The sequence below is a fragment of the Planctomycetota bacterium genome, from assembly GCA_035574235.1.
GTDB lineage: Bacteria > Planctomycetota > MHYJ01 > MHYJ01 > JACPRB01 > DATLZA01.
The window spans coordinates 1-22,204 of record DATLZA010000173.1 but is presented as its reverse complement, the minus strand read 5'-3'; the positions used below and the strand labels follow the sequence as shown (position 1 = coordinate 22,204).

Here is a 22,204-nt window from a genome sequence, read left to right as displayed (position 1 = left end):
CCCGGGCGACGCCCGCCTCCACCCCAGAAGATTCCGATACAGGTCCGCATAGGCGGCGACCATGCGTTCGACCGAGAACCGCTCGCGCACCCACGCGCGGGCCCGCGCCGCCAGCGCGTCCGCCCGCTCGGGAGCCCCCGCCAGCCCCACGATCGCCGCCGCCAGCGCCGCCGGGTCGCCGGCCGGGACGAGAACCCCCGTCTCGCCGTCCCGCACCACGTCCCGGACCCCGCCCACGTCGGTGGCGATCACGGGACACCCCGCCGCCATGGCCTCCAGAATCGCCAGCCCCTGGCTCTCGTACAGCGACGGCTGGACGAACACATCGAACGAAGAAAGCACTTCGGCGCTGTCCCGCTCCCCCGCGAAAACCACCGTCTCCCCGAGCCCCGCCCGCGCCGCGGCTTCCCGCAGCTCTCCTTCCGCCTCCCCGTAGCCGACCAGAACGAGCCGCGCGGCCGGAAGCGCCGCGCGCGCCCGCGCGAACGCCTCGAGGAGCACGCCCTGCCCCTTCTCAGGGCTGAAACGGCCCACGGCGCCCACCACCGGCCGGCCCGCAAACAGGCGCGGCCGCGGCGCGGCGTATCGCTCCACGTCGATCCCGTTCGGAACCACCACGTAGCGCGAAGCCGCCCCCAGGCCGAGGGCGATCTGCTGGCTCCGGTCGGTCTCCGAGAGCGCCGTGACTCGATGCGCCCAGGCCTGCGCCGCGGACGTCGCCCACCGCAGGAACCGCAGCTTCCATCCGCCCGCCGGGACTCCCGGGATGCGCGCCCCCGGCGCAAAAATGTGACCGTGCGGACTCACGATCACCGCCGGAACTCCGGCCCACCGCGCCGCGACGCCCGCCAGCATCCCCGCCTTGTACGTGTGGGCGTGCACCACGTCCGGCCGGCGCCGCCGGAAAAGCGCCGCCAGCCGCGCCCCCGCCGCCGCATCCGCCCGAGGACGCACCTCCCGGACGAGTTCCGGAATCAGAATCACCTCGACCCCGGCCGCCCGCGCCTCCGGAAGAAGTCCCCCGTCGGCCGCGCCGCAGACCAGCGCCGGCTCGAACTCCCCGCGCGGCAGCCGCGACAGGAGCTCGAGAACCACGCGCTGAGCCCCGCCCCGGGCCATGCGCGTGATCACCTGGAAAAGCCGCACCCGCCTCACTTGCGCGCCAGGACCCAGAAGTGCGTGTGGAGCGATTTGAAAGGATAGACGCGGACCAGCGCCCGCATCACGGCCCGGACGATCCGGAACCCCAGCGGCAGCGCGGGATTCGTGGTGATCCGGTAGCGCACGGACACCTCCCGGAATCCCGCGCGCTCCAGGGCCGTTCGGATCGCGTCCGGGTTGAGCCCCCCGGTCCGCGTGTGGTGCCATTCCGAAAGCTCCGCGTCCCAGGAGCCGAACCCCGGCCGCCGCGCGTACCGCACCCGGTAGTAGATGTGGTGAAACCGCCCGAAGTAGTAGTTGGGATCGTGGTCCAGGTAGAGCAGCCCGCCGGGCCGCAGGACGCGCCACGCCGCCCGGAACGCCGGCGCCGGATCGAGCAGATGATGAACGAGCGCGTACATCGTGACGACGTCGAACGTCCCTTCGCGGAAGGGCAGAAACGCCGCCTCCGCCGAAGCCAGGCCCAGCGCCGGCCGGCGCCGGCGCAGCTCGGCCAGAAGCCGGGCGCTCAGATCCACGCCCACGCACCGGCGGTAGTGCCGCTCCGCCAGGCGCAGCACGTTCCCCGTGCCGCACCCCACGTCCAGGAGAAGCTCCCGCCGCGCCTCCCCCGCCAGCACCCGCTCGATCTCGTCCTGCCGCGCCCGCTCGAAGATGCTGGGATTGGCGTCGTACGCGTCGAAATCCTTGGCGTCGAAGACGCGACGGTTCGCGTCGCGCACCGCCTTTTCGATCGGTTTCATGGACGTCGGCTCAGCCACCAGGCCATCGAAGCGCTCCAGTCCCCGGCTTCGAAAATCCCGTCCCTCACGCGCGGATCCAGAAGATCTCTCAGGAACCCCCACACGTACCGCCGCCGCCCGTTGCCCGCCCGGAACGCGCTCCAGGCCGCCGCCAGATCCATCGGCAAGAACCGCAGGCGAACCCCCTCCGCATAGATGGGTGCGGGTCCGAGCTCCCGCCCCAGCGCCATCCGGCAGAGAAGCCACGGGAAGTTGACGCCCGCCGCCGTGGCCAGAGGAAGCGCCCCCCAGAAGCGCGGATTGACCTCGAGCAGCCGGAAATCGTCCGGACCGCCCCGAAATTCCACCATGGCCACGCCGGTCCAGCCCAGCTCCCGCAGAATCCTCCGGGCCGCCTCGACGAGCCGCACGTTGCGCACGCTCTCGCAGAAGGCGCTCGGGCCGCCCTCGATCGGATACTCGCGCACCCTCCGGTGCACCACCGCGGCCAGAAGCTCTCCGTCCCGCGCCAGCGCCCCCACGCCGTACCCTTCCCCGGCCACGCGCTCCTGGACGATCGGAAACGGCCGCAGGCGGTGAAGCGCCCGGTACGCGTCGCGAAGCTCCGACGGCGTCCGGACGATGCGGTACCGCTCTCCGGGCGAAAGAAAGGTCCCCTCGTCGTCCCGGAGTTTCACCACGGCGGGCCAGCGGATCCGGCCGGCCACCTCGTCGAGCTCGCCTTCCGAGCGCGGAAGGTGGCTCTCCGGAACGGGGACTCCGGCGCGCCGGGCCACGTCGAGAAGCGCGGCCTTGTCGTTGGCCCGCCGGAGCGTTTCCGGAGCCGCCACGGGAACCGGCGCCGGAAGCGCCGCGCGCGCCTCCGCCAGGGCGAGCACCATGTGGGTCGAGACCGGCAGGATCACGTCCGCGCCGCGGGCCGCCTCCGCCAGCGCGCGGAGGAAGGCGCCGTCCGGTCCCAGGGACGGCAGCACCCGTCTCTCCCGCGCGAAGCGCGACCGGAACGCCGCCGGCGTCCGCCGGGCGAAGCGTTCCTGCTCGACCACCCGGACGTGCGCTCCCGCCCGGCCCAGGGCGCGGACCACGGCCAGGGCCACCCGGCTATTCCCGTCCGTGACGAGCACGTTCATGGACGGTCTCCAGGAGCGCCCGTTCCAGCGCGGGCGCCACGAGGCGCCAGTCGTAGCGCTCGGCCACGTAGGCACGGCACCGTTCGCCCAGGGCGGGATCGGCTTCCGCCAGGAACTTCCGAATCCCCCGGGCCAGCGCGGAGGCGCTCGCGTCCTCGAAAAGCAGCCCGAGAGGCTTCAGGACTTCCGGGATCGCCCCCACCGGCGTCCCCATCGCGGGGGTTCCGCACGCCATGGCCTCCACGGCCACGAGCCCGAACCCTTCGAGCGCCCGGGTCGGCAGGACGAAAAGATCCGCCGCCCGGTAGAGCCAGGGGAGATCCTCGTCGGAGACGTATCCCAGGAACCGGGCGCGGACGCCCCGGCGCGCGGCCCGCTCCTCCAGCGCCGCCCGCTGGGGCCCTTCCCCGCCGATGACAAGCTCGACGCCCGGCAGTTCCGCGGCCGCGTCGATCAGAAGATCAATCCCCATCCGTTCGACGAGCCGGCGGACGGTCAGGACGACCTTCCCGGGCCCGAGCCCGAACCGGGCGCGCGCCTCCTCCCGCGTGCCCCGCGGGCGGAAGCGGTCCAGGTCCACCGCGCCGGGAACGAGCACCACCTTCTCCGCGGGCACTTTCCGGTGGTGGCGCCGCAGCTCCTGCCGGATGAAATCGCTCTCGACCAGAACCCGATCGCACGAGCGGACCGCGACGTCTTCGAGACGATGCCGGAAGCCTTCCTGAAAGAGGCGCGCCACCGGGCCCGAATCCGGATGCTCGGCCCGCCACTCGGCCGCCCAGGGTGAGATGAACCAGTACACTTTGGCCACCGATTCCGAAGCCGGCGCCCGGAGAACGCCCTGGGCGCACACGGGCTGATTGAGCAGGACGAGATCGAAGTCATGGCGTTCCTGGAGCTCCTCGAAGCGCTCCTCGTTGGCCGCCAGCGCGTAGCGCAGGCGGCCCAGCCCCTCGAGATCTTCACGGTAGGGGTACGTGTGAAAGCGAACGCCCTCGAGGATCGCTCCATCCTCCGGCCCGCGGGGCCCCACGGCGGCCAGGACGTGCATCTCGTGGCCGACGGCGGCCAGGAAGCGCGCCGCGTCGAACCCGTAGCGGCTGTTGCCCGGGGCGAAGAAATCATGAACGTGGAGGATTCGCATCCAGAAGCTCCTCGGCGGCCGCGACGACTTCCTCCACGGAAATCCAGGGCAGGGTCGCGCCCCGCTCCGCCCCCGGCCCTTCCCGCGCCAGTGCCCGAAAGCGGCGCCGATCCGGATAGGCCCCCCAGCGGCGGACTTCCCCGGGTCGATAGAGGCCCACCGCCGGCGTCCCCAGGGCGTACGCCATGTGGACCGGACCGGAGTCGTTGGCCACGAGAATCGCCGCCCGGCGGAGCAGCGCCGCCAGCCTCCCCACCGTGGTGCGCCCGGCGAGATTCACGGCTCCCGGCGGGGCCGCCGCCGCGCAGAGCGCCCGCTCGTCCGGACCGCCGACGAGGACCACCGGCCCCCGCTGCGCGAGCCGCTCCGCCGCGCGCCGAAACCGTTCCTCGCCCCAGCGGGTCTCGGGACGCGAAGAACCGGGAGCGATCGCGATGAACCGTCCGGCCGGAAGCTCCAGCGCCGCCAGGAGCGCGTCCACCCACTCCTGATCGGCCGGATCCACGTCGAGCCGGGGCTCGAGGTCTTCCGCGGGAAGCCCCAGCGCCTCGAGAAACGCGCGGTTGCGTTCGTACATCGGCCGGTCGTCCGGATCCGGCACGGGATCGGTCAAAAGCGCCCCGGGGCCGAAGCCGACGCGTCGGGACGCCCGGGCGAGCATCGCCACCAGAAGCGGCTTGAGTCCGTGCCTCCAGGCGAACCGATGATGGAAGTCGAGGAAGAGATCGAACGACCGCCCCAGGAGCCGGCCGGCCAGCCGGGCGGCGTCCGCCAGAACGCGGGGATCCAGAAGGGCCCGCCCGCCGCGGGCGCGGAAGGCGGCGTCGGCCGAAACGATCTCGTCCACGACCCCCCGGGCGACCTCCCCGGCCGGCCGCTCGGCCAGAAGGGTGATCCGCGCCTTCGGATAGGCCCGGCGGATGCCGCGGAGCGTGGGCGTCACCGCCAGCACCTCGCCGATCCCGCCCAGCCGCAGGGCCAGCACCCGCTCAGGCGCTCTGGACATGCGTCGCCACTCCGCGCAGAAGTCCGCGCAACCCGGTCACCAGAAGCGCGGGCGAGCCGCGCTCCAGGGCGAACCCCGCGAACCGCACGATCCGGCCCGCCACGAAGGCCGCCCATCCCAGCGCCCGGCCGTGGCGGAGCGTGAAAAGCATCGTGTTGTGCGCATGCCAGTAGAGCCAGTCCTCGAAGCGTTCCGACCGGCATCCTCCCGAGGACAGGTGCAGGTGCTCCACGGCCGCGCGGGGTTCGAAAATCAGACGGAACCCGGCCCGGCGGGCGCGCAGGCAGAAGTCCGTCTCCTCGCCGATCGCGCCGCCGCCGAAGGCGACGTCGAAGCCCCCGACGCGGTCGAAGACCCCGCGCCGGAAGGACATGTTGCCCCCCGGCAGATGGTCCACCTCGCCCGCCCGGTCCGCGCCGAAGTTCCTCACGACCGCCGCCCCCAGGGGACGGAACGCGCCGACCGCACCGCCGGCGAAATCGTATCCCCCGACGACGCGGCCGCCCACTCCGGCCACGGTCGGATCGCGGTACGCCTCAGCGTGATACCGCACGAGATCCCGGTCGGGAATGACGTCGTCGTCCAGGAAGAGAACCACGTCCCCCCCGGACCGCCGGATCCCCACGTTGCGGGCGTTGGGAAGGCCCCGCTCCGCGATCCGGACGTACCGCACGCCCGGACGTCCGGCCGCCCAGGCCGCCACGCGGGCGTCCTCGCGGGCCGACTGATCGACGATGACGATTTCCTCGGGCGGCCGCGTCTGATGCTCCAGGTGGCGCAGGAGGTTATAGAGCGCCTCCGGGCGATCGACCGTCGGAATCACCAGCGACACGCGGACCATCCGGAGTCTCCTATCGGCGCGCGCGGCGCCGCTCCTGTAAGAGTATACTCCCTTCCAAACGGCCATCTTGAAGGGCGCTCCGGAATGACCCCGCGGGTGAGCATCTGCCTTCCGGTCCGCAACGGCGAACGGTACGTGCGGGAGTCCGTCTCGTCGGTCCTGGCCCAGACGCTCCGGGAGTGGGAACTCATCCTCTCCGACAACGCCTCGGAGGACGGAACGCTGGCGGCGGTCCGTTCGTTCCGGGACGCCCGCCTGCGGATCCTCGAGCAGCGTTCGGACGTGGGGCTGGCGGCCAACCTCCGGGCGTGCCTGGCGGAGGCGCGCGGGGACTGGGTCCTTTTTCTCTCTCACGACGACGTTCTTTATCCCTCCTGCCTGGAGCGGCTTCTGGGCGCCGCCGGGGAGCGCACGGCGTTCGCCTTCGGAGGGGTGGATTACGTGGACGCGGAAGGCCGGCCGGCGGGCCGGTTCGTGCCGGATCTCCCCGAGCGTCTGGAGGGCGACGAGTTCGTCCGGCGGAGTCTCGGCGAGGCGCTCAATCCGGCCCACTGGGCGGCCTGCCTGATCCGGCGCGCGGCGCTGGAGGGGGCGGGGGGCGTCCCCGAGGGGGCGGGCCTTTTCTTCGACTGGGGGCTTTTCCTCCGCCTCGCGCGCGGATCTCAGGTGGCCTGCGTGAGATCTCCGCTGGCGGCCTATCGCGTGCATCCGGAGAGCGCGACGGAGCGTCTTGCGGAAAGCCGTCACGCGAGGGAACTCATCCTGGGGCTGCGGAGCTTTGCGGCCGAGGGGGCCGAGTGGGAGGGCTTGCGGTCGAAAGCGCTCCGCACGCTCGCGCGGCGGCACGCGCGGCGGGCCGGCGGGAGGTCGGAAGGATTCTGGCGGGAAGCGCGGTCCTTCCTGACGCTGCCGGACCTCTCCTGGGCCGCCCGGCTGGCGGCGGTCGCGGAGTTCGGATGCGCCCGAATGCGGGCGATCCTTTCGGGATCTCGTTCTCGAAAAGCTCCGTCCCGGTAGTCCCCCCCCTTCGAACCGTTCATCCACGCCCGCACGCCCGCCGCAGCGACTCCTCCACCTGCGCCGCCGCGCGATCCCAGTTGTAGAACGACTCCGCCCGCTCCCGGCCCCGGCGCCCCAGCCGCTCCCGGAGCGCGGCGTCTCCCAGGAGCCGCCGGAGCGCGCCCGCCAGGGCCTCCGCGTCCAGAGGCACCGCCAGCCCCACTCCCTCCCCGGTGATGAACTCCCGAAGCGCCTCCTGATCCGTCGCCGCCGCCACCGGGCGTCCCGCCGCCATGTACTCGTAGACCTTGAGCGGCGAGAATCCGAACTCCGGATGCGGCGCCCGCAACACGTAGGCGCAGACGTCCGCGGCGGCGAGAAAGACCGGCACCCTCTCGTGCGGAACGCGCCCCGCGGCGATCACCCCCGGCGGAGCGTCCGGCTCCCCGCCGACCAGAACCAGCTGCGCCCCCGCCCGCGCGCACGCTTCCACGAGAAGCTCGCGCGCATGATGGGCATAGAAGCTCGCCACACAGACGACCAGCGGCCGATCCGCCGGCAACCCCAGCGCGCGACGCGCCGCGTCCCGATCGCCGGGAGCGAAAAGCCCGAGATCGGCCCCGTTGGGCACCACGTCCACCCGCTCCGCGGGCACGCCGTAGCGCCGCCCCAGCGCGTCCCGAAGAAGCGGCGAGACCGTCACCACCCGCGCCGCGCGGGCCAACGTGAACCGGTGCGCCGCCCGAACCGCCCCGCGGCGCCATCCGGACGGAGCTTCTTCCTCGAGGAGTCCGTTGATCTCGACGACCAGGGGACGTCCGAGCCGCCGGGCCGCCAGGGCCGGCGTCACGGTGGCATGAACGCCCCGCACGTAGACGACCTCCGGGCCGAACGCGCGGCCGCTCCGAACGAAGGCTCCGAGCGAGCCGACGAGGTGATGAAACGCCCCCGGCCCCACCGGGTCGCACGGCGCCTTCACGCCGGGCGCCCGGCCGCCCGGGGCGACCAGCCGCACCGCGTGCCCCCGGGCCACCAGGCCGTTGACGACGGCGCGCACGTGCACCGTCCACGCATAGGGAGCGGTCAGATCGTCGAAGGTCAGGTAGAGGATCTTCATCCCGGCCCGGGCGACGGGCCTACGGATATTCTACGACCGGACCCGCGGGGCGTGCGCCAGAGCCTCGATCCGCGCCAGGAGCTTCGGGAAGTTCTTGCGGGAATCCGCCCGGGCCAGCGCGATCGCCCGGCCGCGGAGCGCCACTTCCTGGCGGTTCTTGTCGTCGGCCATCGCGGCCGAAAGCGCCCCGGCCAGCGCCTCCGAATCGCCCACCGGAAAGAGCCATCCCGACTGGCCGGGCGCCACCCACTCGCGGTTGGCGGGAATGTCGCTGGCGACCACGGGGATGGCCATCGCCATGGCCTCGAGCAATCCGAGCGACGCGCTGTCGCTGCGGGAACAGGTCACGTAGAGATCCGCCGCGGCCAGATACTCCGGAATCCGCTCGTTCTCCACGAGGCCGACGAAGCGGACGCGGTCGGCGACCTTGAGATCCTGCGCCTTGCGTTCGAGATCGGCGCGAAGATTGCCGTCCCCCACGAAAACGGCGGCGAATTTCTCCATGCCGGGCCGGGCGAGGGCCGCCAGAAGCGTGGGATGGTCGTAGAGCTCCTTGAGCGGGCGGGTGGAGAGCACCACCGCCCTGTCCCCCAGGCCCCAGTGCGCCCGGAGCTCGTCGTTGCGCGGACGCGGCTCGAAACGCGCCGCGTCCAGCTCGATCGGCAGAACCTCGACCCGGTCGGGACGCAGCCGCGCCAGACGCTTGGCCTCCTCCGCGGCGGTCTTCGAGTTGCAGACCACGAGGTCCGCCGTGCGCAGGGCCTTCACCGCGCGCTCCGCGAAGCCCCGGTGAAGCTTCGGCCAGACGAGGATGTCCGACCCCCACGGGAAAAGCGCCAGCGGCCGCGCGCCCGCATGGGCCGCCACGTAGCCCGACGTGAGCGCCCAGTTGGCGAACACCACGTCGAACCGGTTCTGCCGCAGGACGTCCTTGATTTTCAGGCACGCGCGGGCTTCGTCCCGGCGGTACTCGACCGCCCGGATGAGCCGCCAGCGGCTCGCCCCGGCCCCGTCCGGGTACGTGGCGTACCGCTCATGAATGACCTTGAGGTCGCGGACGAACTTGGGCAGCTCCGGCGCGCGGTGGAAGAAGGTGAGCAACGTCACGTCGTGCCCGGCGCCCCGAAACTGCGTCAGGAGCCGCTCGTCGTGGATGTTGAGGATGTCGGAAAGGTAAAGGATTTTCATGGCGTGAATCGGCGTCCGAGAAACCGAAGGGCACTCCAGTCGTCCGCGTCCAGGAGGCGCAGCAAACGGGCCGTCCCGGCCGACGCCGCGACCGCCGCCAGGAACGCGGGGACCAGCACCGCCGCGGCCGCCGCCCGCGTGTCCACCGCCGGCAGGTGGGGCGCCGCCAGCCTCCACACGGCGTAGACGCCCCCCAGAGGCAGCGCGAGCGCCGCCGGCTTGAAAAGCGCGTTCCCCAGGAACTCTCTCCAGCTGAAGGTCATCACCCCGCGAAACCCGAGTACGAACACGACCTGAATCAGGACCAGGCCGGCGGACACCGCCCAGGCCATGCCCCGGTAATCATAGCGTTGGCCCCAGAGGATGTAAAGCGCGCCGGCGGCGGCCAGCCCCGCGGCGCTGGAGAGGGCCGAAAGCCCCGGGCGCCCCAGAGCCGGCCCCAGCGCCTGGGCGCAGCAGACGGCCGCCTGCGCAAACCCTCCCCATGCGAAAATCCGCAGAACTTCCGCCGCCCCCGGAAGCCGCTCCCCCAGCCAGAGCACCAGGAGCTCCTCCGCGAAGAGCGCCGCAAAGCCCAGCAGCCCGAACGCCGCCAGCGCATGGTACCGGGTTCCCTTCATGAGCAGCTGAACCAGCCGGTCCCGCCGGCCCCGCGCCGCCCAGTCGGACGCCGCCGGAAGCACCGCCGACGACAGGACCGCCACGGAGGCGACCAGCCGGTCCGCGACCGCCGCTCCCACCTGATACTGCGCCACCCCGGCGGCCGGAAGGCCGGCCGCGCTCAGGAAGATCCGGTCGCTCCGAAGCGCCTGCTGGATCGCCTGATCGGCCTCGAGTTTCCACCCGAAGCCGATGAGCCGCCTCAGAACCGCCGGCCGAAACAGCCGCGGGCCGCCCCCGAGGGGATAGCCCGCCCGCAGGGCCAGAACCGCCAGCACCCCGATCTGGAGAACCGTGAAGGCCAGACCATTGACCGCCACTCCCGTCAGCCCCCATCCGCTCTCGAGAAAAGCCACCAGGCTTACCGCCGAAAGAAGCGTCATCACGGCGGACATTCCCTGCGCCCAATCCAGCCGCTGAAGGCCGTGCAGCGTCTGCATGAGATGACGCAGCGGCGGCGTGAGCGCGGCCTGGACGGCCACCAGGAGAAAGAGCGTCTGCGCCCCCCGGGGATCCGCCGCCGGAACGACCGCGCGCACGAGGGTCGGTCCGAACAGGACGGCGGACCCCGCAACGGCCGCGCCGGCGGCCCCATCGAAGAAGATCCAGGCCACGCTCACCCGGCGCAATCCCTCCTGATCCCCCCGCGCCCGCCGGTCCGCGACGTCCCGTGCCACCGCCGCCCACAACCCCGCGTCGTACCGGCTCAACCAGGCGCCCAGCGCCGAAAGCGCCACCCATACGCCGTAGGCCTCCCACCCGACGCGGCGCACCACGTACGGCGTCAGAAGGAGAGGAACGAGAAACCCCACGGCGTGGGCGGCCGCCGCATACGCCGTGTTCCGGATCAGGGTCGCCTTGTCGGCCGGCACGGTCGTCATGCGCCCCCCCGCGCCTCGTTCAGGATCGCGGCCAGCCGCTGCGCCTGAACGCGACGGTGGAATTCCTCGCCCCCCACCGGCCGGAAACGGTCGATCCCTTCGAGAAACTCGGCCAGCCGCGGGGCCCACGCATCGGGATCCTCCGCGGGCGCGCACACGCCCGCTCCCGTCCGGCCCAGCCACGCCTCCACCGCTCCGCCGCGCGGCGCGATGGCGAAGATCGGCCGCCCCGCCCCCAGGTATTCGTAGAGCTTGGCCGGAAGCTGCCGCGCCGCCGGCGGCTCAAGGCAGAGAAAGAAGGCCGAGCTCTCCGAATAGACACGCCCGAGCTCGCGATGCGGCAGATGCCCCCAAGTGCGGACCGGAAACGGCCACTCCCCGCCGCCGAATCCCCCGAAGCGGTCCCCCACGATCCGCACCTCGACGTCGCGCCGTCCCAGACGGGCCAGGGCCCGGAGAAAAGGGACCGGACTCTGGTAGCCGTAGACGGCTCCCGCGTACGTCAGGACGAGAGGGCGGCGGCCGGGGGCGGGCGGGGCGATCTCGAAATCGCCCGGATCGAAGCCGTTCTCGATCGTCTCCACCCGCGCCGCCGGGAAGCGGCGCCGCAGATCGTCCGTGTGAAGGGGATTGAGCGTCACCACCCGCCGCGCGGACTCCACGACGAAGCGCTCCAGCCGGCGATGAAGCGCGTCATGCACCCGCGTCGGAGGCCGGTAATACATGTTGCGGGTCCATTCGTTGTGGAAGTCCGCCACCCAGGGCAGGCGGACGCGGCGCGCGATCCACGCGACGGCGACGAGGGAACCGGTCGGGACCGAATTCGCCCAGAGGACGTCCGGCCGGAAGCGCGCGACGAGGGCCGGAAGGCGCGCGACTAACGCGGCCGTCCAGCCGAGTTCCTCGTCGGGCACGAAGAGAGAGCGGCGCAGCGGATCGATCCAGGAGTGCGGCAGAAGTCCCAGCACCCGCGCCGGCTCCAGAGGATTCAGGCGCACGCGCGCCGCGGGACGTCCGGCGAAACTGGGATCCCGGGGCTGACGCCGATCGGGACGCCGCGCCACGACGACGGGCTCCCAGCCGAATTCCGGAAGGTAGCGGGCGAACTTGGACGCCCGGTGAGCGGCCACCGCGCCGGACGGCGGGAAGTGGTAGGCCACCATGAGCACGCGTCCGCCGGTCATGGCTCGAACTCGGAGACGAGCACCCAGTGGCCCCCCGGGTGATCCCAGCGCCCCACCTCGCGGAAGGGCGGCGAAGCGAAGAACCGCCGCGGATCGCCGAGCCAGTCCGCCTGCGGCAGCCGCGGCCGCTCGAAAAGAACGTGCGTGACGCGTTCGGAGCGAAGCTTCCGGAGAAAATCCTCGCGGCTCCGGATGTCGCGGAAAAAGGGCGCCCACGTTCCGTCCAGGCACCGGATGTACGGCCGGTCGAGGTAGTACGGCCGGTAGCCCATGTAGAGGACGCGAACGTCGGAACGGGGCAGCCCGTTGATCCAGGCGCAGGCGGCGAAGCTTTCGACCTTCCGGGAAAGGTAGGCGGACCGGCTTTCCAGGCCGGCGGCGGCGGGGAGGGCGACGGCGGTCCGGGCCGCCTTGACGCCCAGCAGGGGCGCCGCCAGGGCCACGGCGGCAACCGTGACGGCGCCGCCCAGGAGTCCCCCGCGGGCGCGGGCCCAGTGAATGAAGGCGCCGGCCGTCGGAGCGCCGAAGCCGATGACGGCCGGCGCGGCGTAACGTCCCTGAAACCAGGGCTCCAGGATCTGAAGGGGCGACGCCGCCGCCAGAACGGCGATGTGAACAAGGACGCTCAGAACCAGAAGCGGCACGAAGGCGATGGAGGCCCCATGCTTTCGGAAGAGCACCGCGCCGGCGGCGCCCGACACGATCAGCGGTCCGCAGGACTCGCTCCAATAGGCGCCCGCGGTGGCCAGGACGCCCACGGTTCGAAGGGCGGCCCGGGCGAGTTCCGCGGCGCCCGGCCGGGAGAGAACCTCGTCGCGCAGGAAGGCGGCGGCCGTCCCTCCCTGGGCGGGGACGTAGACGAAACTCCACCAGAGCCCCCAGAGGCCGGCCGTCGCCGCGAAGGCGGCGGCGCAGGCCGCCAGGATCGCCCAGCGGCGGGGATCCCGGCGGCGCCAGACCAGGGCCAGGGCGACCGGGACGATCGTCGCGGCGGCGAAGGCGCTCGACTTGGCATGGACCGCGAAGCCCGCGCCCGCGGCGGCCGCCACGGCCCACGCGGATCCTTCTCCTCCGGCGTAACGGAGCAGGCACAGCGCCCCCGCCAGCGTGAAGGCCAGAGCGGGCATCTCCAGGTATTCGTAGCCCAGGTGCGCGGAAACGAAGGGCGTGGAGGCAAGGGCCAGCGCGGCCCACGGGCCGGCTCCGGGTCGAACGCGCTCCCCCGCCGCCGCGCCCAGGAGGATCGCCGCCACGCCGGACGCGTATCCGAGAAGCTTGGCCAGGATCTCGCCGCCCAGGGCCATGCCGAAGGCGTACACCATCGTGAAGCCGATCGACCGGGGCGTCGCCATGTCCTCCCGCAACGGCAGTCGTCCTTCCTGAAGAAGAACCTTGGGCAGCGCGAAGTGCAGGATTCCGGCATCCATGCCCGTGGGAGGAGCCAGCGCCATAAGGCCTCCCAGTGCCGCGAAGGCCGCCGCTCCGAGAGCCGCCCAGCCGTCCGCGGTATAGGGGCGTTCGAGACTCCGAACCCCCCCGACCAGGCGCAGAACCAGAGGGCGCACGTTCCTCCCCGAAAGCGCCAGGAACATTCCGCAAAGCGCGGCGGCCGAGACGGTCGAGGCCAGGCCGGCCGCCGCAACGAGGAAAAACGAAACCATCAGAATCCCGAGCCCGGCGGCCAGCCCGAGCCCGAGGCGCTCGGTCAGCGAACGCGGCGGGCCCAGGGCGGACGCCGCGCGGTCTCCCAGGCTGAGGATCGCCAGGAGCACCGGCGGAAAAAGGGCGAGTCCCATCACCTCAGGGCGCCCCCAGAAGCCGGCGCAGGATTCCCACGATCGGAAAAGCGAAGGCGAAGTGACGCTCGACGTCCCGCAGATAATCCTTCATCCGGTCGACGAAAACCGCCGCGTAAAGAGCGTAATAGGCGGCCAGACCGGCCACGAAGAGACCGATCCGCACGCGGCCCGGACCGTACGCCGACCTGTCCCTCGCCATCGCAGCTCCTAATCCCGTTATCGGCGATCCGCCGGGAGGACGATATTAATACCGGGCGCGCCGGAACGGCGCCGGAATCGCGGGTCCCGCGGGCGAACGCCTCCGGACGGCACCGCTCTTCCCAATTCGGCTCCAGGAGCGGTCCCTTATGAACTATAGTTCCTGATAAGGAAGGCCGGTGTTTTCCCGGACCTCTATGGCGCTTGCGCGTCCTGTGCGCCCGGCGTCCCCGCCGGTGCTTGGGAAGATCCTGCCGGTCGCCGTCGGCCTGGCCACGCTGGGCTACCTCGTCTACGGTCTGACCGAGGGATCCCCGAACCTCCGTTTCATCCAGCTCGGGGCGGTGCTGGGACTGCTGGCCTACGTGGCCACGTTCGTGGACATCATCCTGGGGCTCTCCTTTCTCCTCGCCTGCATCGGTCTGTCCCCCGAAATGACGCTGGGAGGACTCAACAATCTGCGCATCGAGGATTTCATCATCCCGGGCCTTCTGGTGGCGTGGCTCACGCGGGCCGCGCAACGCCGGGAGCCCTGGATTCCGACGGGACTGGGGGGACCCTGCGCCGCCTACTTTCTGACCCTCGTGGCGGCCTCGCTCCTGGGAATCGCGGCCGGGACCACGACCTTCCGCGCCGCCCTCCTCATCCTGATCAAGTACGTGGAATACTTCCTGATCTTCGCGATCGTCGTCCACAACGTCCGGACGGAAGGGGAGTTCCGGGCGCTCGTCATCTTCGCGGCACTGGTGGCCCTGACGAGCCTGACGATGGGCACCACGGGAGAAATCGCCGGGACCGGCGTGGCGCGCGTCCACGGACCGGCGGGCGAGACGGCCACGATCTACGGGGGCTACCTGCTCCTGACGATCTCCGTTCTCCTGGGCCTGGCCATTGACGGGCCGGCCGGGCCGTCGCGCCTCCTGGCGCTGGGGGCCGCGGCCCCGCTGGCGTGGGGCCTTCTGTTCACCTATTCGCGCACCTCGTATGCGGCCCTCTTCCTGGGCGTCCTGGCCTTCTCCGTGCTGAAGGCCCGGAGACTTCTGCCCCTGCTGCTCCTTCTTCTGGTGATGTTTCCGGCGCTGGCGCCCGGCTCGGTGTGGGAGCGCGCGCAGACGATCGCGGGCGTCGTCTCGGGCTCCAGTCCCGCGTCCTGGGACTCCCGGGTCCACGCCTGGTATGCGGCGCTCACCCGGATGGGACCGGAGCACTTCCTCCTGGGGCGCGGCGTGGGATCGACCCCCCTGGGCGAACTGGACAACGAATACATCCGCGTCCTCGTGGACGCCGGCCTGCTGGGCCTGGGCTTCTTCCTGTGGATTCTCGTGCGCCTGGGCCGGGCGGCCGCGGCCGCCCACGGCGCGCTTCCGCCGCGGACCTTCGGGCGGGGCTACGCCGCCGGATTCCTGATCGGCCTTTTCGCCATGCTCGTCCACGCGGTGGGCGCCACGAGCTTCACCTCCATCCGAACGATGGAGAGTCTGATGTTCTGGACGGGACTCCTGATCGCCGTGTCTCACCGGCGCGCCGAATGGGGCCTGACCCTTCCGGAACCGGGCCGCCCCTCCCCGCCGCGGCCCTTCCCGTTCCGCTAGAGGATGTATTTGCGCAGATCTTCGTCCTCGAGGATCCCCTGGAGGCGCTCCCGCACGTACCGGGCGTCGATCGAAATCCGGGCGGGGGCGATGTCCGGCGCCGTGAACGAGATCTCGTCCAGCACCCGTTCGACCACCGTATGGAGCCTCCGCGCGCCGATGTCCTGGAGCGTTCCGTTGACGCGGGCGGCCACCGTGGCCAGCTCGTCGATCGCGTCCTTCTGAAAGTCCAGGTGGACCCCCTCGGTTTCGAGCAGCGCGGCGTACTGCTTGAGGAGGGCGTTTTTCGGCTCCGTGAGGATGCGGATGAAGTCTTCCCGGCCGAGACTCTTGAGTTCCGCCCGCAGCGGAAAACGCCCCTGGAGCTCCGGGATAAGGTCCGTGGGCTTCGAGAAGCTGAACGCGCCCGCCGCGATGAAGAGGATGTGGTCCGTCTTGACGACGCCGTAGCGCGTGTTGACGGTGGCGCCTTCGACGATCGGCAGGAGGTCGCGCTGGACGCCCTCGCGCGAAACGTCGGGCCCGTGGGTCTTCTCCGCGCCGACGATCTTGTCGATCTCGTCGATGAAGATGATGCCCTGCTCCTGAGCCCGGCGGAGCCCCTCGCGGGTGACGCGGTCGCGATCGATGAGCTTCTCGGCCTCCTGCTGGGAAAGAATCTTGCGGGCCTCCGCGACGCTGACCCGCCGCGTGACGTGGCGGGGCGGAAAGAGGCTTCCGAGCGCGCCGGGGACGTCGAGCCCCACTTCCTCCATGCCCCCCGGCGAGAAGACCTGCATGAAGGGGGTTTGGCGTTCCTCGACGGTCACTTCCACCTCCCGGGCGTCCAGGGATCCCTCGCGCAGCCGCTCCCGGAGCTTCTCGCGGGACGCGGCCGAACGCTCGGCCGCCTCGGGATCGCCGGCCTCGCGCCGTCCCGGAAGAAGGAGATCGAGCAGCCGCTCCTCGGCCTGCGCCTCGGCCTTCTTCTGGACGCGCGCGAGCTCCTCGGCCTTGACCATGCTGATGGACACCTCGACGAGATCCCGCACGATCGACTCGACGTCCCGGCCCACGTAGCCCACTTCCGTGTAGCGGGTGGCCTCCACCTTGACGAACGGGGCCGCAACCAGCGCGGCCAGCCTCCGGGCGATTTCGGTTTTCCCCACGCCCGTCGGTCCGATAAGCATGATGTTCTTGGGGTGGAACTCGTTCCGGAGCTCCGGCGGCAGCTGCTGGCGGCGCCAGCGGTTGCGCACGGCCACCGCGACCACCCGCTTGGCGGCCTCCTGTCCTACGATGTATTTGTCGAGTTCCCGCACGATGCGGGCCGGAGTCAGATCGCGCTCGCTCATCACGTGCAGTCTATACAGGCCCGCGGAGGCGTCAACGGTAAACTCCGGAATCCGCCTTCAGAGCTCCTCGACGCGGATGCGGTCGTTCGTGTAGATGCAGAGCCCCGCGGCGATCTGGAGCGCCTCGACGACGATGTCGCGGGCCTTGAGGGGCGCGTGCCGGACCAGGGCGCGGGCGGCGGCCACGGCGGCCGGCGCGCCCGAGCCGATTCCGGCCACCCCGTCGTCGGGCTCGATCACGTCCCCCTGTCCCGAAATGAGCAGGGTGTGCTCCCGGTCGGCCACCAGAAGAAGCGATTCCAGCCGCCGCAGGAGCCGGTCCGTGCGCCATTCCTTGGCCAGCTCCACGGCCGCCTTGGCGGCGTTCCCCTGATACTTCTTGAGCATTCCTTCGTACTTCTCGAGGAGCGCCATCGAATCGGCCGTCCCGCCGGCGAAGCCGGCCAGCACGCGCCCTTCGTGAAGGCGCCGGATCTTGAGGGCGTCGCGCTTGACGACGGTGGCGCCCTGGGTGACCTGCCCGTCGCCGCCGATCGCCACGGCCCCCTGATGCCGCACCGCCAGGATCGTCGTCATGGACCTCATCATAGAGCCGCCGGGGCTTCCGGGCAACGCTGGACTTCCCCCCGGGGAGCCGTATACTGGCGCCGATGCGCGGCCGGTTCATCGTCGTCGAAGGGATCGACGGCTCGGGCAAGACGACGCTGGCGGCCCTCCTGGCGCGCCACCTGGAGCGCCGCGGCCGCCGCGTGGTGCGGACGCGCGAGCCGGGGGGCACCCGTCTGGGCGAGAAAATCCGGAGGCTGCTGCTGGACGCGCGCCACGCCGAGATGGCCCCGCTCACCGAGCTTTTCCTCTACATGGCCAGCCGGGCGCAGCTCCTGGAGGAGGTGATCCGGCCGGCGCTCGAGGCCGGGCGCGACGTCGTGTGCGACCGGTACTACTACTCCACCGCGGCCTACCAGGGCGCGGCCGGCGGCGTGGGACTGGAGGGCGTGCTCGAGCTGGCCGAGCGGATCGCCCGGTTCGAGCGGCCGGACCTCGTGGCGGTGCTGGACCTTCCGCCGAGGACGGCGCGGGCGCGGCGCGCGGGCCCGGGGGACCGGGTGGAGCGCAAGGGCCTGGCCTACCAGGAGCGGGTTCGGCGGGGATTCCTCCGGATCGCGCGCCGGGACCCCCGCCGGATCCGCGTCCTGAACGCCGCGCGGCCGGTCGAGGAGGTTTTCCGGGACCTGCGGGAGGCGGTGGACCGTGTCCTTTGACGCGATCGCGGGCAACGCGGCGGCGCTCGCCCGGCTGCGCGCGCTGGCGGCGGGCGGGCGGCCGGCACATGCCTACCTTTTCTCGGGACCCGAGGGGGTCGGCAAGCGGTCGGCCGCCGAAGCGTTCGCCCGCGCGCTCGGAGCCGAACCCCGCGTCGTCGCGCGGCCGCCGGGCCGCCACGAGATCCTCATCGAGCAGGTCCGGGAGGTCATCCGCGAGCTCAGCCTCACGGCGGACCGCCCGCGCGCCGTGATCTTCGACGAGGCGGACCGGATGTCCGAGGAGGCGATGAACGCGCTTCTGAAGACGCTCGAAGAACCTCCGCCGCGGACCGTCCTCATCCTGGTTTCGAGCGTCCCCGAGCGGCTTCTGCCGACCGTGCGGTCGCGCTGCCAGCGGATTCTCTTTTTCCCCCTGTCCGAGGACGAGATCGTCCGTTACGCCCGCGGCGCGCTCGGGCTCGGAGAGGAGGACGCCCGGATCCTGGCCGTTCTGGCGGACGGCTCGGTGGGGACCGCGCGGGAGCTGGCGGGGGAGCTGGCCGCCGTGCGCGCCCGGGCGCGGGAGATCCAGGAGCGGGTGCTCTCGGGCGAACTCAACCCGATCGTCGAGGGCCTGGCGAAGATCCGGGACACCGAGGAGGCGCGGCGCGCGGCCCGGCGGGATCTGGGGCTTCTGGCCCGGGCGTTCCGGGATGCGCTCGAGGCGCGCCTGGGGCGGCCTCCGCGGCTGGCCTCCCCCGAGTTCGTCGAGCGCGCGGCCCGGCTCGACGAGGATGATCTGCTCGAACGGATCGAGACGCTGCTCGACCGCGCGCGCCTGATCGATCTCAACGCCAACGTCCCCCTGACCGTGGAGGACGCGCTTTTGAGGGTCTGAGGACCGACCTCCGGGTGAGGACCATGGCCAAGTACTATCTGACGACCGCGATCGACTACGTCAACAGCACGCCCCACGTGGGCACGTCCTACGAGAAGATCCTGGCGGACGTGCTGGCCCGGTGGAAGCGCCTGCGGGGCGACGACGTCTTTTTCCTCATGGGAAACGACGAGCACAGCCAGCAGGTGGCGCGCAAGGCCGCGGAGCTGGGGCTGGATCCGCGCGAGTACTGCGACCGGATGGAGGCGAAGTTCCGGGAAACGTGGGCCAAGCTCGACCTTTCGTTCGACCGCTTCATCCGCACGACCGAACCCGCCCACGCCCGCGCCTGCCGGGAGATCTTCCGGCGCCTGCGGGACCGGGGCGACGTCTACAAGGGGCTTTACCGGGGCCTCTACTGCGTGGGCTGCGAGGCGCGCAAGACGGAAAGCGAAACCGTCGAGGGCCGCTGCCCGAACCATCCCTCGACGCCGCTCGAGAAGGTGGAGGAGGAAAACTACTTCTTCCGGCTCTCCCGCTATGCCGAGCCCGTGCGTCGGCTGATCGCGGGCGGCGGGTTCATCGATCCGGCGTTCCGGGCCAACGAAATGCTGGCGGTCCTCGACCAGGGGCTCGAGGACATCTCCATTTCCCGCCGGTCCACGCGGTGGGGGGTGCCCATCCCGGACGACCCGGAGCAGGTGATGTACGTCTGGTTCGACGCGCTCATCAACTACGTCACGGCGGCCGGGTTTCCGGACGATCCGGAGCGGTTCGCGCGCCTCTGGCCGGCGGACTGCCACGTGATCGGAAAGGACATCACGCGGTTCCACGCGATCATCTGGCCCGCGATGCTTCTTTCGGCCGGGATCGAGCCGCCCCGGAAGCTCGCCGTCCACGGGTTCGTCTACATCCGCAAGGGGGCGGAGCGGTACAAGATGTCCAAGACGCTCGGGACGGCGATCGACCCGGCGGCGGTGGCCGACCGGTTTGGTCCCGACAGCCTGCGGAACTACCTCCTGCGGGAGGTTGCCTTCGGCCAGGACGGCGACTTCACGTGGGACAAGTTCCTGGAGCGGACCAACAACGATCTGGCCGACAAGCTCGGCAACCTCCTCAACCGCGTGGTTTCGATGACCGAGCGGTACCTTGGAGGGGAGTTCGCCACGCGCGGCGAGGCCCTTCCGCAGGACGCGGCGCTGCGCGGAACGCTCGAAGGGCTGGCCGCCCGCGTCGAGCCGCTCATGGAGCGCCTCGAGTTCCACACGGCGCTCGCGGAAATCTGGGAGGCGGTGGGGGCCGCCAACGGCTACATCGACGCGACCGCCCCGTGGTCCCTCCACAAGCAGGGCCGCGCCGCCGCCGTGGCGGGGGTCCTCTACCGGTCCGCCGAGGCGCTGCGCATCCTGGCGACGCTGCTTTCGCCCTTCATTCCGGGAACCGCCGGCCGCATCCTCGAACAGCTCGGCCTCTCCGCGGTCCCGCTCCGGCTGGAGGTTGCAAAAACGCCCGAGTATATTAGGATGGGGACGCGGGTCCGGAAGGGCCCGGTTCTCTTCCAGAAAATCGATGTCAACGCCCCGCAGCTTTGACGCGCGGCTGGCCGAGGTGGCCGCCCGCGATGGACGCTACCACGTCCAGGCCTATCGGTTCGTCTACGAGGCGCTCGACTACACGGTTCGGCGCATCGGCCAGAAGCGTCACGTCACGGGCCGCGAGCTCCTGGAGGGCATCCGCGACCTGGCGCTGGAGCAGTTCGGCGGCCTGGCGCTCATGGTCTTCGACGTCTGGGGCGTGCGGACGACCGGGGATTTCGGCAACATCGTCTTCAACCTCGTGGACGCGGGGCTCATGAGCCGTTCCGAGAACGATTGCCGCGAAGACTTCGACGACGTCTTCGATTTCCGCGAGGTCTTCCGGTTCGACGCCGGCTGTCGGGCTCTGCGGGGCTCCGAGAAGCCCTGACGCCCCCGGTTATTTCTTCGACCCGATCCTCCTTTGTGATTGAATTTCGGGATGACCCGTCCCTGGAAAACCCTGATCCTGGCCCTGCTGGCGATCGGCGCCTTGGTTCTGATCTACGCCCTGCGGGCGGTGTTCCTTCCCCTGCTCGTCGCGCTCCTTCTGGCGTACATCCTCAACCCGCTCGTGACCGCGCTGGAGCGCCGCCGGGTGCCGCGCCCGGTCTCGATCGCGGCGGTCTACGTGCTTCTGGCGGGGGCGGCGGCGCTGGCGCTCCTGTGGGCGGTGCCCCGCGCGGTCGCCGAAGGGCGCCAGTTCGTCCAGGTCACCTTCACGGGCGAGGACGCGCGGATTCACCGGCTCCTGCCCTACCTGGAGCGCTGGTTCGGATGGGAGAACTGGGAGCAGGTCCTCGAAGAGGTGCGCCGGCGGGTCCAGGGGCACGAAGCGGAACTGGCGCGGGCGGGAGGATCGATTCTGGGCTCGGTGATCTCCTTCGCCGCCGGAAGCCTGCGCGGCTTCCTCTCGGTGGTCTCCTTCGTGGTGCTGGTGCCGGTTTATCTCTTTTTCGCGCTCCTGCGGATGAACGAGGGATGGGAGCGCTTTTCCCGCGCCCTTCCCGGGCCGTACCGCGAGAAGGTGCTGGAAACCCTCGGGAAAATTCACCGCGCCAACGCCGCCTTCTTCCGCGGGCAGATCACCATCTGCGCGATCGAGGGCCTGATCGTCTTCCTGGGGCTTCTTCTCATCGGCGTGAAGTTCGCGCTTCTCTTCGGAGCGCTCTACGCGATCCTGGCCCTGGTTCCGTTCGTCGGGGTGGCCGTGGGGTTCGCCGCGACGTCCCTTTTCGTCCTGGCCGACACGGGGGAATTCGGGCGCGCGTTCTTCCTGACGGCGGGGCTCTTCGTGGCCGTCCAGGTGCTCGAGGGAACGGTCCTGCAGCCGACGATTCTGGGGAAGGAGACGGGCCTTCACCCGGTCGCCGTCATTCTCTCGCTTTTCATCTTCGGAGAGCTTTTCGGCTTCCTGGGGATGCTCCTGGCCGTGCCCCTGGCGTCCACGGCCAAGATTCTGTTCGAGGACTACGTCTGGCCGGCGTTCCGGGACGTGGCGGGGCCCGGCGGATCCGTCAGTCCTTCAGGCA

At 71.1% G+C, this 22,204-nt stretch carries 21 protein-coding genes; 7 read left to right on the top strand and 14 right to left on the bottom strand.

Going from position 1 to position 22,204, the window contains the following annotated elements; translation table 11 throughout:
* The 6 genes from pelF to VNO22_16085 form a co-directional block, all read right to left on the bottom strand.
* On the bottom strand, positions 1–1,146 hold a 1,146-nt coding region (pelF, locus tag VNO22_16110; protein HXG62895.1), incomplete at its 3' end, for a GT4 family glycosyltransferase PelF.
* A gap of 5 nt (positions 1,147–1,151) precedes the next feature.
* A complete protein-coding gene (locus tag VNO22_16105) occupies positions 1,152–1,904 on the bottom strand; it encodes a class I SAM-dependent methyltransferase (protein ID HXG62894.1) in 753 nt (250 codons plus the stop codon).
* Entirely contained in the window at positions 1,901–3,034 is a 1,134-nt protein-coding gene (locus tag VNO22_16100; protein HXG62893.1) for an ATP-grasp domain-containing protein, read from the bottom strand. Before VNO22_16100 ends, VNO22_16105 begins: the two co-directional genes overlap by 4 nt.
* Complete coding sequence (locus VNO22_16095; GenBank protein HXG62892.1) at positions 3,006–4,178, bottom strand: glycosyltransferase family 4 protein; 1,173 nt, start codon at positions 4,176–4,178, stop codon at positions 3,006–3,008. Before VNO22_16095 ends, VNO22_16100 begins: the two co-directional genes overlap by 29 nt.
* Positions 4,156–5,184 carry a glycosyltransferase family 9 protein gene (locus VNO22_16090; protein HXG62891.1) on the bottom strand — a complete coding sequence of 343 codons (1,029 nt, stop codon included), beginning with the start codon at positions 5,182–5,184 and terminating at the stop codon, positions 4,156–4,158. Before VNO22_16090 ends, VNO22_16095 begins: the two co-directional genes overlap by 23 nt.
* The gene (locus VNO22_16085; GenBank protein HXG62890.1) at positions 5,168–6,025 is read right to left on the bottom strand and encodes a glycosyltransferase family 2 protein; all 858 of its coding nucleotides are present in this window, start codon (positions 6,023–6,025) and stop codon (positions 5,168–5,170) included. The genes VNO22_16090 and VNO22_16085 overlap by 17 nt, the downstream gene beginning before the upstream one ends.
* 96 nt (positions 6,026–6,121) lie before the next feature.
* Between VNO22_16085 and VNO22_16080 the strand changes: the two genes are divergently transcribed.
* Positions 6,122–7,042, top strand: coding sequence for a glycosyltransferase family 2 protein (locus tag VNO22_16080; protein ID HXG62889.1), 921 nt, complete (start codon positions 6,122–6,124; stop codon positions 7,040–7,042).
* A 19-nt stretch (positions 7,043–7,061) separates the two neighbouring features.
* Here the strand turns inward: VNO22_16080 and VNO22_16075 are convergent, their stop codons facing one another.
* The 6 genes from VNO22_16075 to VNO22_16050 are packed head-to-tail and all read right to left on the bottom strand — an operon-like array spanning position 7,062 to position 14,052.
* Positions 7,062–8,141: a glycosyltransferase family 4 protein gene (locus VNO22_16075; GenBank protein ID HXG62888.1), complete on the bottom strand. Its 1,080-nt coding sequence runs from the start codon at positions 8,139–8,141 to the stop codon at positions 7,062–7,064.
* 30 nt (positions 8,142–8,171) lie between these two features.
* Positions 8,172–9,329, bottom strand: a complete 1,158-nt coding sequence (locus VNO22_16070; GenBank protein ID HXG62887.1) for a glycosyltransferase — start codon at positions 9,327–9,329, stop codon at positions 8,172–8,174.
* A complete protein-coding gene (locus tag VNO22_16065) occupies positions 9,326–10,870 on the bottom strand; it encodes a hypothetical protein (GenBank protein HXG62886.1) in 1,545 nt (514 codons plus the stop codon). Before VNO22_16065 ends, VNO22_16070 begins: the two co-directional genes overlap by 4 nt.
* The gene (locus tag VNO22_16060) at positions 10,867–12,054 is read right to left on the bottom strand and encodes a glycosyltransferase (GenBank protein ID HXG62885.1); all 1,188 of its coding nucleotides are present in this window, start codon (positions 12,052–12,054) and stop codon (positions 10,867–10,869) included. The genes VNO22_16065 and VNO22_16060 overlap by 4 nt, the downstream gene beginning before the upstream one ends.
* Complete coding sequence (locus VNO22_16055; protein ID HXG62884.1) at positions 12,051–13,853, bottom strand: hypothetical protein; 1,803 nt, start codon at positions 13,851–13,853, stop codon at positions 12,051–12,053. Before VNO22_16055 ends, VNO22_16060 begins: the two co-directional genes overlap by 4 nt.
* A gap of 1 nt (position 13,854) precedes the next feature.
* Positions 13,855–14,052: a hypothetical protein gene (locus tag VNO22_16050; GenBank protein ID HXG62883.1), complete on the bottom strand. Its 198-nt coding sequence runs from the start codon at positions 14,050–14,052 to the stop codon at positions 13,855–13,857.
* A 214-nt stretch (positions 14,053–14,266) separates the two neighbouring features.
* Between VNO22_16050 and VNO22_16045 the strand changes: the two genes are divergently transcribed.
* Positions 14,267–15,643, top strand: coding sequence for an O-antigen ligase family protein (locus VNO22_16045; GenBank protein HXG62882.1), 1,377 nt, complete (start codon positions 14,267–14,269; stop codon positions 15,641–15,643).
* Here VNO22_16045 and hslU read toward each other — a convergent pair.
* Complete coding sequence (gene hslU, locus VNO22_16040) at positions 15,640–16,977, bottom strand: ATP-dependent protease ATPase subunit HslU (GenBank protein HXG62881.1); 1,338 nt, start codon at positions 16,975–16,977, stop codon at positions 15,640–15,642. The two genes, VNO22_16045 and hslU, sit on opposite strands and share 4 nt — an antisense overlap.
* A gap of 57 nt (positions 16,978–17,034) precedes the next feature.
* On the bottom strand, positions 17,035–17,562 hold the full coding sequence (hslV, locus tag VNO22_16035) for an ATP-dependent protease subunit HslV (GenBank protein ID HXG62880.1): 528 nt from the start codon (positions 17,560–17,562) through the stop codon (positions 17,035–17,037).
* A gap of 65 nt (positions 17,563–17,627) precedes the next feature.
* On the opposite strand from hslV, the gene tmk reads away from it, so the two are divergent.
* The 5 genes from tmk to VNO22_16010 form a co-directional block, all read left to right on the top strand.
* Positions 17,628–18,239, top strand: a complete 612-nt coding sequence (tmk, locus tag VNO22_16030; GenBank protein ID HXG62879.1) for a dTMP kinase — start codon at positions 17,628–17,630, stop codon at positions 18,237–18,239.
* Positions 18,229–19,119, top strand: a complete 891-nt coding sequence (locus VNO22_16025; protein HXG62878.1) for an AAA family ATPase — start codon at positions 18,229–18,231, stop codon at positions 19,117–19,119. The genes tmk and VNO22_16025 overlap by 11 nt, the downstream gene beginning before the upstream one ends.
* Positions 19,120–19,142: 23 nt before the next feature.
* Positions 19,143–20,690 carry a methionine--tRNA ligase gene (gene metG / locus VNO22_16020; protein HXG62877.1) on the top strand — a complete coding sequence of 516 codons (1,548 nt, stop codon included), beginning with the start codon at positions 19,143–19,145 and terminating at the stop codon, positions 20,688–20,690.
* Positions 20,668–21,063, top strand: a complete 396-nt coding sequence (locus VNO22_16015) for a Minf_1886 family protein (GenBank protein ID HXG62876.1) — start codon at positions 20,668–20,670, stop codon at positions 21,061–21,063. Before metG ends, VNO22_16015 begins: the two co-directional genes overlap by 23 nt.
* Positions 21,064–21,114: 51 nt before the next feature.
* The coding region (locus VNO22_16010) for an AI-2E family transporter (protein ID HXG62875.1) at positions 21,115–22,204 on the top strand (1,090 nt) is incomplete at its 3' end.